The 7866-nt window shown below is 56.5% G+C and carries 12 protein-coding genes; 8 read left to right on the top strand and 4 right to left on the bottom strand.

Annotation, left to right across the window (positions count from 1 at the left end; translation table 11 throughout):
- Positions 1-199 precede the first annotated feature (199 nt).
- The 4 genes from J9889_RS21280 to J9889_RS21265 form a co-directional block, all read right to left on the bottom strand.
- Positions 200-886 (bottom strand): Rha family transcriptional regulator, encoded by a 687-nt coding sequence (locus J9889_RS21280; RefSeq protein ID WP_210558084.1) that lies wholly within the window; start codon positions 884-886, stop codon positions 200-202.
- A gap of 320 nt (positions 887-1206) precedes the next feature.
- Positions 1207-2082, bottom strand: coding sequence for a tetratricopeptide repeat protein (locus J9889_RS21275; RefSeq protein ID WP_210558081.1), 876 nt, complete (start codon positions 2080-2082; stop codon positions 1207-1209).
- Between the two features lie 312 nt (positions 2083-2394).
- Positions 2395-2697 carry a hypothetical protein gene (locus tag J9889_RS21270; protein WP_246878160.1) on the bottom strand — a complete coding sequence of 101 codons (303 nt, stop codon included), beginning with the start codon at positions 2695-2697 and terminating at the stop codon, positions 2395-2397.
- 639 nt (positions 2698-3336) lie between these two features.
- Entirely contained in the window at positions 3337-4035 is a 699-nt protein-coding gene (locus tag J9889_RS21265; RefSeq protein ID WP_234924031.1) for a helix-turn-helix transcriptional regulator, read from the bottom strand.
- A 53-nt stretch (positions 4036-4088) separates the two neighbouring features.
- On the opposite strand from J9889_RS21265, the gene J9889_RS21260 reads away from it, so the two are divergent.
- From J9889_RS21260 to J9889_RS21230, 8 genes are all read left to right on the top strand, one after another.
- Entirely contained in the window at positions 4089-4304 is a 216-nt protein-coding gene (locus J9889_RS21260; RefSeq protein WP_064339872.1) for a Cro/CI family transcriptional regulator, read from the top strand.
- Between the two features lie 41 nt (positions 4305-4345).
- A complete protein-coding gene (locus J9889_RS21255) occupies positions 4346-4735 on the top strand; it encodes a hypothetical protein (protein ID WP_045789800.1) in 390 nt (129 codons plus the stop codon).
- 3 nt (positions 4736-4738) lie between these two features.
- Complete coding sequence (locus J9889_RS21250; protein WP_043129254.1) at positions 4739-4957, top strand: hypothetical protein; 219 nt, start codon at positions 4739-4741, stop codon at positions 4955-4957.
- 53 nt (positions 4958-5010) lie between these two features.
- Positions 5011-5166 carry a hypothetical protein gene (locus J9889_RS21245; RefSeq protein WP_201984751.1) on the top strand — a complete coding sequence of 52 codons (156 nt, stop codon included), beginning with the start codon at positions 5011-5013 and terminating at the stop codon, positions 5164-5166.
- The gene (locus tag J9889_RS24610) at positions 5159-5290 is read left to right on the top strand and encodes a hypothetical protein (protein WP_043163244.1); all 132 of its coding nucleotides are present in this window, start codon (positions 5159-5161) and stop codon (positions 5288-5290) included. The genes J9889_RS21245 and J9889_RS24610 overlap by 8 nt, the downstream gene beginning before the upstream one ends.
- 61 nt (positions 5291-5351) lie before the next feature.
- Entirely contained in the window at positions 5352-6128 is a 777-nt protein-coding gene (locus J9889_RS21240; protein ID WP_210558078.1) for a replication protein, read from the top strand.
- Positions 6118-7530 (top strand): DnaB-like helicase C-terminal domain-containing protein, encoded by a 1413-nt coding sequence (locus J9889_RS21235; RefSeq protein ID WP_045789802.1) that lies wholly within the window; start codon positions 6118-6120, stop codon positions 7528-7530. The genes J9889_RS21240 and J9889_RS21235 overlap by 11 nt, the downstream gene beginning before the upstream one ends.
- Positions 7523-7834: a hypothetical protein gene (locus J9889_RS21230; RefSeq protein ID WP_210558075.1), complete on the top strand. Its 312-nt coding sequence runs from the start codon at positions 7523-7525 to the stop codon at positions 7832-7834. Before J9889_RS21235 ends, J9889_RS21230 begins: the two co-directional genes overlap by 8 nt.
- Positions 7835-7866: the final 32 nt, after the last annotated feature.

Here is a 7866-nt window from a genome sequence, read left to right as displayed (position 1 = left end):
AGTGTGCTAACGCCAGGAATCGCATGCGTTTCCTGGCGTTGGTTTCTGCCTTGGCGAGGGCCAAGAAATCGATTGGATCGGACATACTGAGTACAGTGAAACCAGAATAGAGCAATTAGATCACATCTTTAATCTGATTGGTATTAAAAACAAAAACCCCAGCACGAGGGCTGGGGTTGTTGGTTGAAACTGGCGCTGGTTAGCGTGGCTGCATCAGCGATTTGGTGCGCCGGGTGACGGAAGCCAGGGTCAGCTTCATCAAGTCGGTCAGGTCGTCATTGCTCATCAGGTCGAGCATGCGCTGCATGTCGCGCGGGTCGGTTGGGTCAATGACGTGGGCGCAGTCGGCAACCGGCCAGAGGGTGAGGCTATCCCCGCCGTGGCGGCCGCTCATACTGCCACTGTCTGGCTCGATGCTGAGCATGTAGCGGGTGGCGCCCAGCTTGTGGCAGAGGGCCTTGGCCAGCTGCTGGCCGCTGCATTTGTGCAGTTCGCTGGCAACTGGCGGGAAGGGGATGTCGTCTACCAGTGTAGCGAGCTCGCGGCGATGGATCTCATCGGCCATGCGGTTGAATTCGGCGATGTAGGCTTCTTTGATGGTGGCCGCTTTGGTGCCGGTGAAGCCCATGACCAGAAACATGAAGCCGTCTTTGGTCATGTTCCACGCCTTACGGGTTTCACCTTTCAGATCAAGATATTCAACCGCCTCAAAATTGAGGGCGTTGAATTCTGTCGAGCATCCGAGAGTTTCGATCTTGCGTAACAGGTTGTCGTGGCGCTTGCCGAAGGCATCGGCGACTTTGAGCGAGGTGGTCATCAGGGCGCCGCTTTCGACAACGGCGACGAGGTTCTGCATGATAGCGGGGGCAATGGCTTGAGTATTCATGGTCAATTCCTCTTGTAGAGTGAATCGCCACCAATGACGCCAATCATCTGGTGGCGAACTGAGCAGGGTTGGCGTACCGGCTACAAGAGACCCGGCGCCCCGAAGGGCCCCCGCCCAGCCCGCCATAACTGACAGGTACTGCTGGGCCGCGCATAAAAAAACACGCTAGCGCGTGTCGATGCGCTCTTGTAGGTTCAGGACGCCAATCCCGGCAACGGATTTTGCCGTTGCTTTTATAGTATCCAGAAACATTGGCATGGTTGTCAATCCATGAAAAAGCCCAGCGGTTGCTGGGCTTGGTCTGGTGGTCGTTGTGGCGACTACTTTGGTTGGTATTTCTCGAAGTAGCTGGCGGCCAGTTCTTGGCCTTTGGCCAATTGCTCTGTAGTGAGGAGCTTTGCAACTTTATCGCGAGATTTTGCGAATTCCTCCACGCCATTTGCTGCGGCAACAGAAAACCACGCATAGGCTTGGACATAATTTTGTGGCACACCGGATCCATCACCGTAACATGCACCAATGGCCCCTTGAGCAACTGGGTGACCTTGTTCAGCAGCTTTACGCCACCAATCCATCGCTTGCTTATCACTCTTCGTGACACCTAGACCATTTTTGTACTGATGGCCCAGCTTGAACTGGGCGTCTGAAACACCTTGTTCTGCTGCTTTGCGGAACCACTGTACCGCTTGTTTATTGTTTTTGGTGACCCCCAAACCCTGGGCGTACATCGTGCCAAGATTAACTTGAGCATATGAATAGCCTTGGTCGGCTGATTTGCGCCACCAGTTTATCGCCTGCTTGTAGTTTTTTGCATCGTCATACTTCAGGCCTAGCTTGAATTGCGCAAATGGACTTCCTTGTTCGGCAGCCTTGCTATACCAGAACATCGCTTTTTTATCACTGCGCGGTACGCTTTCACCTCGATCGTACATTCCTGCAAGACTCTCTTGAGCGTTAGCGTCGCCTTGGTCGGCAGCCCTTTGATACCAGCTAAAAGCTTGCTTATAGTCTTGAGGCGTGCCTATACCACTGTGATGTAAATGCGCAAGGAGAACTTGAGCTTGGCTTAATCCTTGTTCGGCATCTTTCGTTATTTTGGGAATATCCCATTGTGTTCCATTTGCCTGTACTACTGGCAACCAGAGTAGCGACAAACCCAGCAACACCGCCCCGATCCAACCTCCTACTCGATTCATAACCCCTCCTTGTTTCGAAGGGGGCATTATGGATCTGTTTGGGGCGGCTGTCAGCCTGCAACCTCCTGATGCAAGGGGCTCCAGGCTGGCCACTGTTGCCAGTGGCCACCGTTCACGTTCACGCACCGCCTTCCGGATTGAACGGGGTATCGGCGCATCCCTACCGGCATCGGGATTCGTGGTTGTGAGCCGGTTCCAGGTTGTTAAAGAGCAGGCCAAGCCGAATTTGGCGTGAGCGAAGCCAAAGCATCCTTGCGGTGCTTGAGAAAGAGGCTTTGGCTACGGCGCTATGAGGGAAGCGCCAGACCCGGGTCAGATGGCGTTGCGGTGGAACTCGGCCCGCCAGTGGAGGAGGGCGCTGTGCCTAGTGAAACCTGTATTGCGAAGCTGGGCGGCTCGAGCAGCAACAATGTGGTGCCGCTCGGTGGCCATCATGGCAACCGCCAAGCGTTGCTTGATGGCTCGGCGGCGAGCAGCGTTGCCGTTCAGGCGGTCGGCGATGGCGGCTACGATCTGGTCGGCGCGTTTCGCGGCCCTGGAAAAAAGGCGTCTGGTCATGCTACAGTCTCCGTTGTTGGCGAGTTGGTCCTCGCTAATTCCCAGTTGATTCGTCATGCTGGGTCCTGATTGCTGGGGTTGGTCCCTCGGCTTTCACTGACCGGGTGGTACCCGGTCCTTCGAAGCCCGCCTTGTGCGGGCTTTGTCGTTCTTACGCGCTGGTCAGGCGCCTCACTTCTGCCCTGGTCAGGGGCCGGGTCCTGTTGCTGGTTGCCTAAGTTCTGTGTGGTGGCCGGAGCTGATCCCGGCACATTCTGTTTTCGAGGAAGACCCTCATGGTTTTGAACCGCACCGCTGGGCGTCGCATCAGCCTGCGCATTCACCACAACTGTGGATTGCACTCACTCAAGTGTGTCTTCCGGGCGTTTTGTTTGACGCCCTAAGTCCAGTTAGGAATGCAATCCCAGTTGTGTTCTGGCCTTTTACTCCGCCAGATCCGGAGGTTTGCCGGTTACGTCTCCGGCCCGGGCTCTCACCGTTCGTGTGGCATTACCCAAGACCTTCACCACGATTGGCCGCCTTCCACGCTGCCCCTTGTTGCTATCGGTCTTGGTCGTTCTCTCAAGAGGACGATGTGCAAACTGTATTCTTTAGAGAACGATTGGTCAATACCGATCTCTAAAATAAACGATATTTTTTTTGAACAACAAAAAACCCGCCGAAGCGGGTTAAGGGGAGGGAGAGGAGAGGGGGGGGTTACTTGATCTCGTTGCGCCTCAGTTCTGACAACTTGCCAAGCACGATAGCCTCACTGGATGTGACCGTGCCAAGCCTTGGATCGTCTACACCGTAAACCCATCCATCAATCCCCGACATTGCCCTTAGCAGCCGCGCTTGATCATTCTTTTCGAGCCTGATCAGCATTACAGCACCCTCCTCTGGAGTGCGGTCAGCCAAGCTGAAGATGCAGATGTCACCGGCCACAATGCCTGATTTTGATAGGTGATCGTTTGTGGCCTCGATGGCAATGCTGTGGCTTTGGTTCTCTGCCACCACATACCGCCCGCTATTCATGTTCGGCAGCATATCTGTTGCCAGGTTCCCCACGTCATCCAAGGTCCAGACCGGCACTTTATCCGAATTGAACTGAATGTCGTTCAGCAGATCACCACTGCTGCGGCCGGTGTATAGCCATATGGGATCAACCTTCAGCACCCTGGCAATGGAAATCAGGGATGACACTCGCATTTCACGATTCGGGTTATTGATGGTGTTGCTAATCACGCTCTTGGATAAGCCGGTACGGCGCGCAAGCTCAGACATGCTGATGCCCAACTCTTGCAGCTTTTCCTCAAGGCGTTGTCCGAAAGTTTTCATCAATAACCTCTTGTTCTCTTTAGAGACTAAATTGTAATTCCTTGACTGATCACTTTGGGAGACGATGAAGATTGACATCGTTCTCTATAGAGGACATCATTTGCATGTCACCATGCACAGGACCCAGACCAATGAAGAAACATGAAGTAATCGGCTATTTCGGCAATATGGCCCGCGCCATGAAAGCGATCGGTATTTCCCGCAGTCTTGCCGTGAAGTGGGGGGAGGTGATTCCTGCCCAGCATGCAGTCAGCTTTGTCATCGCCAGCAACGGCGAGCTGCGGCTGGGCCTGGAGGATTACCCCCTGCTCAAGGAGCAAGACCATTCTACCCAGCAGGCCGCCTGACCACCGGCCAGCTTTTCTACCCAACATAGAGGACCAACCCCATGGGAAGAGTATCGCTCCCAGATCATGAAAATATGAGCACCCGCTCCCCGCTGAAAGTGCGCGGCACCCCAGCCCAGCGCCAGGTATGGCAGGAAGTAGGCGCCGAGTGTGGCATGACCGAAACCGCATTTGCCCGCACCTCGCTGCTGATCCTGCTCCAGGCCATATCTCAGCACGAGCCCACCATATTGGCGAGGGCCGTTAAACGGGCCAATCGGAGCTTGCTGGAGCAGGGTTTTCCGCCCGTGACCGTCGAGGAGATCCTGGAGGGCTCCGGCCTGCCCGAGCGCGGCCTGCTCCAGTTCAGCCAAGAAGACGAGGCCGCCTACAACGAGGAGCGCCCGCTGCGCCCCCTGCAAAAACTCATCAACTTTGTCCTCGGGAGGTAACCCATGACCATGCAACACCGTCCGCCGCGCCCGGCATCCCAGCACGTCAGCGATCGCGACAACATCATCCTGAAGTCGGTCATGCACGAGCTGGCCCTAGCCCTCGACGAGCCGCTGATCTCGACCGCGCACGCCGCAGGAACAGATCGCCAGGCCGTCCGCCTGGCCCGCGAGCTGGAAGCCCGCACCCTGGAGCGTGCCGAAGCACAACCCAGCGCATAAGCAGCACCTGCCCGCCTCACCAGCGGGCAGCTTAAACACCACAGGACCCAACAATGACCAATTCAACCATGGCCCATGGGGGCCACCCCTTGCTGAACGACCTCAACCACTGCCCACTGTGCGGCAGTGAGCTGCAGTCCGGCACCAATGACCGCGCCTTTGAGTGCCCGGCTTGCGCCTACACCGAGCAGGAGGTTGCTCATGGTTAACCCCTCATCCGTTGCCATCTGGGAGCTCTATGAGCTCAAGAAGCGTGAATTGCAAGCAATGGGGTTATCCCAGCGTGAGTACGAGCTGGCCGTGCGCCAGCTTGCTGATGAGCTGGGGGTGTGAGATGGCGGCGCTTTTGAAGTTTCCAGATAGACGCCCACAGAGTGCCCCACAGGAGGTTCGTGTGGCAGACCTTGACGATGGCTATACCCGCTTAGCCAACGAACTGTATGACGCACTCATTGAGTCTGATTTAAGCAAGAACGAGCAAAAGGTTGCGCATGCTATCTGCCGTTGCACTTATGGGTTCAACAAAAAGGTAGATCGCATTGCTGATAGCCAGATAGCAAAGCGCACAAAGCTGTCTCGGCAGGCAGTTAGCCTGGCTAAGAACACGCTGATTCGCATGAAGGTTCTAGTGTGGGAAGGTAGCAAGATTGGACCCAACAAGAACCTGAGCGAATGGGACATTTCAGAGTGTCATAGGAAGTCTGACATTGTCAGAGAAACCATGACAGAAAGTGTCAGAGAAACCATGACACATGTGTCAGAGGTAATCGGACACACAAAAGACACTATTCAAAAGACAGTAAAGACAACTACTGATGGGGCATCAGCTTGCGCTGAACCCCCAGCAGCAACCACCGAAAAGCGAACAGTAAAAAACACTCCGTATCAGGCGATCCTGGATGCTTACCACGAAATACTCCCTGAGATGCCAGCCATCCGTGAGCTGACCGATTCTCGCAAAACCAAAATCAGGAACTTCTGGACCAAGTTCAAGTTCGACGAGACCCGCTGGCGCGCCTACTTGGATTTCATCGCCAAGAACTGCCGCTGGATGTGCGAGAGCCGCCCGCGCCGCGATGGCGAGTCGGCCTGGAAGCCGAAGAACTTGGATTTTTTGGTGACCGAGCGGTGTTATCTGGGCGTGCGGGAGGGGCGGTTCAATGACGAGTGATGCAATGGGGTTTGTGCCCCCTCACAACTTCGAGGCGGAGCAGTCTGTGCTGGGCGGGCTGATGCTGCGGGCTGACTCGTTCCACGACTTGGGCCTGTCTGAGCGCGATTTTTACAGTCGCCCGCACCAGATCATTTTCGGGGCGATCTCCCAACTGATCGCCGCCAAGCAGCCGGTTGACATCATGACAGTGCAGCACCGTATCGAGCAGGACGGCGAGCTCGATGTTGCCGGCGGGTTTGCCTACCTAGTCGAGATCGCCAAGAACACCCCAAGCGCGGCGAACATCGTGACCTATGGGGGGATGGTGCGTAGCGCTGCAGAGCGGCGCTTCGCTGTTGCCAAGCTGCATGACTGTATCGCGGCGATGATGGAGCCTGGATTCAGCAACACCGATGAGCGGTTCGCTGCGATGGGGTCGCTGTTGTCTGAGGTCGATGCCAAGCGCTCTGGGGGGGTGACCGGGATTGCGGTACACGCCAGCGAAATCGTGCGGGACTGGTGTGATGAGCTGGATCGCCGGGCAAGCCGCCGCCCAGGGGAGATGACCGGTTATGCCACGGGGATCGCGTCCTTGGATGAGTTGCTCTACCCAGGTGGGATCAGCCCTACGGCGCTGGTGTGTATCGGCGCTCGACCGAAGATGGGCAAGACCACGCTGATGGCGAGTCTGTGTAACCACACGTCGCTGGTCAAGAAGCTCCCTGTGGTTGGTTTTTCGCTGGAGATGACACGGGGTGAGCTGTTCGAGGTCATGGTATCGCAAGCGTCCGGTGTCTCCGGCAAGCATCTGAAATCAATGTCTGACCAGTGCAAGATGGACAAGGCCTACGCTGTTGCCGCAGAGCTTGGTAACTCCAAACTCCATATCGCAGATCTGCCTGGGCTGACTGTGCACCAGGTGGTCCGTGAGAGTCGCCGGCTGAAGCGACAGTTCGGTCAGCTCGGGCTGATCGCTGTTGACTACCTGACGCTGATGACTGCCGACAAGGCTGAGCGTAACGATCTGGCTTACGGCGCGATAACCAAGGCGCTCAAGATGCTAGCCAAGGAGATGGGTTGCCCGGTGATACTGCTGACTCAGCTCAATCGAGGGCTGGAGCAGCGTGCAGACAAACGCCCGGTTCCCAGCGACAGCCGTGACACCGGCCAGATCGAGCAGGATTGCGATGTGTGGATCGGCTGTTATCGCGATGAGGTCTATAACGAGGCTTCCCCGATGGCAGGAGTCATGGAGTTGCTGGTCAGGCTCAACCGAGGCGGTAAGACGGGAACCGCTTACTGCCAGTTCCATGATGGGGTGATCTCAAATATCGACCAGCAAGAGGTTGCGCGCATGGCACATGCTGCAGAAGTGGAACGCAGCAAATCCAAGCCAGCGAAAGGGGGGTGGGATGGCTGATTTTTTCAATCCTGACGTGAGTGCCGCGGTCGTGGCCGCGAAATTCTGCCGGGTGGTGATCTATCCCGCCGTGCGGGGCTGGTGTGGGGAGCGGATGCAGCTCGAGGTGGCCGACGAGATCGATGCGCTGGGATACACCGACCAGCGGCGTGGCGCAGGGCATTGGCTGGTGCAGAGCACGACGCCGGAGCGAGTGGCTGAGGAGGCTGCACGGCTGAGAGCCGCGCCAGTGCTGGTGTTGCGAGGTGGCGACTCATTTGGGGTTGTGGATAACTTCGAGAGGGAGGGCCTTGCCAACCAGTGACACAAGGGGTAGCGCCCCGTACCATTGCCAGT

The organism is Aeromonas sp. PrichA-15 (assembly GCF_017939245.1).
In the GTDB taxonomy this organism is placed as follows: Bacteria; Pseudomonadota; Gammaproteobacteria; order Enterobacterales; family Aeromonadaceae; genus Aeromonas; species Aeromonas caviae.
Note: the sequence above shows the minus strand (reverse complement) of the source record. Positions and strands in the feature narration are given on the sequence as shown.